The organism is Nitratidesulfovibrio liaohensis (assembly GCF_011682075.1).
In the GTDB taxonomy this organism is placed as follows: domain Bacteria; phylum Desulfobacterota; class Desulfovibrionia; order Desulfovibrionales; family Desulfovibrionaceae; genus Cupidesulfovibrio; species Cupidesulfovibrio liaohensis.
Window position 1 is genome coordinate 1 of sequence record NZ_VSMK01000461.1, and the last position, 2,024, is coordinate 2,024.

Annotated in this window: 1 protein-coding gene and 1 pseudogene; both read left to right on the forward strand. The window is 68.8% G+C overall.

The features are described 5' to 3' along the window. A pseudogene (locus tag FVW27_RS14240) lies at positions 1–390 on the forward strand (hypothetical protein); the annotation flags it as partial. A 380-nt stretch (positions 391–770) separates the two neighbouring features. Further along, positions 771–2,024, forward strand: a 1,254-nt coding sequence (locus FVW27_RS14245; protein ID WP_167126291.1) for an efflux RND transporter periplasmic adaptor subunit, incomplete at its 3' end; no start/stop codon positions are given.

Here is a 2,024-nt window from a genome sequence, read left to right on the forward strand (position 1 = left end):
GCCGACCTCGGCCACGCCACCTCGGCGGATGCGCGCACCTGGCTGCGCATGCTGGCCGACGACCACGCCCGCACCGGCGATACCGCCACCTACCTGCGCGCCGTGCGCCCGCTGGTAATGCGCCTTTCCCTGGCACTGTCCCACGCCTGGGCCACCCTGGACCACTTCCCCGACCTGGCCGCCCCCGGCGCGGAACTGCTGCACCGGGCCGAACTGCCCGCCGCCGCACGCGAACTGCACACCTTCTTCCGCAATCGCCATGTGGCCGGTTCGCCCGATATGGAACCCGGCACGGAACTACTGGCGGATCTGTGGGCGGGCTTTGGCCTGCGTCTGGCCGACGGGCCGGAAGGAACGGGCAAGTTGACCGCACTGCGGCCCGGCGACTAGTCCGCCAGTCTCCCCCGCCGGGAACCGGCAGGAACCGGATTCCGCTCCCCCGCGCGCGGAACCGGGCAGGAGCGACCAGGCGGCGGTAATCACGCGGCAGCGATCGAAGGACACCGACCACACCGCGCCGTTTTCCTGTCCGCACCGCCTACGCTGGGCACAAACCTCACGATCCTTGCCGTTCCACCCGGCGCATGCCCTTCCCCTTCGCCGCACGAATACTTATAGTCCCGGCATTGCCCGGCGCCCCGCACCCACGCGCGGGGCCGGACCGTCAAAGCGGCACCGACGCCACGTTCGCCCAAGGGACCACCTCTTCCCATTGCCCATACCGCCCATATTTCCCATACCTCCCCATATTTCACGGACACGGGAACCCCATGCGCAAGAAGATCATCATCGGCCTCGCCATTGCCCTCGCCGTGGCCCTGGTTGCCGCTTACTTCCTGTCGCGGCGAGAAGGCCGCACCGAAATCACCCAGACCGCCACCGTCAGCCGGGCCACCGTGCGCAAGGTGCTGGACGCCACGGGCATCATCAAGCCCGAGGTGGGCGCCATCGTGAAGACCGGCACCCGGTTCACCGGCATCATCCGCACCATGCACGTCAAGGTGGGCGACGCTGTGAAGGCCGGGCAGATCATCGCCGAGATCGACGACCGCGAGCAGCGTGCCCAGCAGGACCAGGCAGAGGCCACCCTGCGCAAGGCCCAGTCGGAGCTTGCCCGCGTGGAGGCCTCGTACCCCCTGCAAATCCGCGAGGCGGAAGCCCAGATGGCCGCCGCGCAGGCCGACTACGACTACGCGGCCCTGAACCTGAAGCGCCGCCGCACCCTGGTGGACCAGGACCTGGACGCCCGCAATACCCTGGACGAGGCGAAACAGCAGGCGGAAACCACCGCCAACACCCTGGCCGCGCGCAAGGCCACCCTGGACCGCCTGCAACGCGAATCGACGCTGGCCATCAGGACCGCGCGCGAGGCCGTGAAGGAGGCGCAGTCCGCGCTGGAGGCCACCAACGTGCGCCTGTCCTACTCGGTGATTCGCGCCCCGCTGGACGGCGTGGTCAGCGAGGTCACGGCGCAGGGCGGCGAAACCGTGGTGGCGGGTTTTCAGGTGGCCAACCTGATCACCGTGCTGGACCCCACCCGGCTGGAAATGTGGATCTACGTGGACGAAACCGACGTGGGCCAGGTAACCCCCGGCATGTCCGTGGAGTTCCGCGTGGATTCGCTGCCGGGCCGCACCTTTGGCGGCACGGTGAACCAGATTTACCCGCAGCCGGAAATCCGCGACAACATCGTGTACTACCGGGCCCTGGTACGCCTTACCCCGCAGACATCCACCGACCTGCGACCGGAAATGACCACCCAGTGTCGCATCGTGGTGCAGCAGAAGGAAAACGTGCTGGCCGTGCCCAACGAGGCTCTCAAATGGGTGGGCGGCGAGCAGGTGGTGTTCGTACAGGGTGATGGCGCCATCCGCCGTGTACGGCCGCGCATCGGCCTGGCCGGTGCCGAAACCAGCGAGGTGCTGGAAGGGCTGGCCGAGGGCGACGTGGTGGGCACCAAGGTAGTGCTGCCCACTTCGCGCGGCGGCGCGCGGACCGAGCAGGCCTCGGGCGGCCCGGGTGGG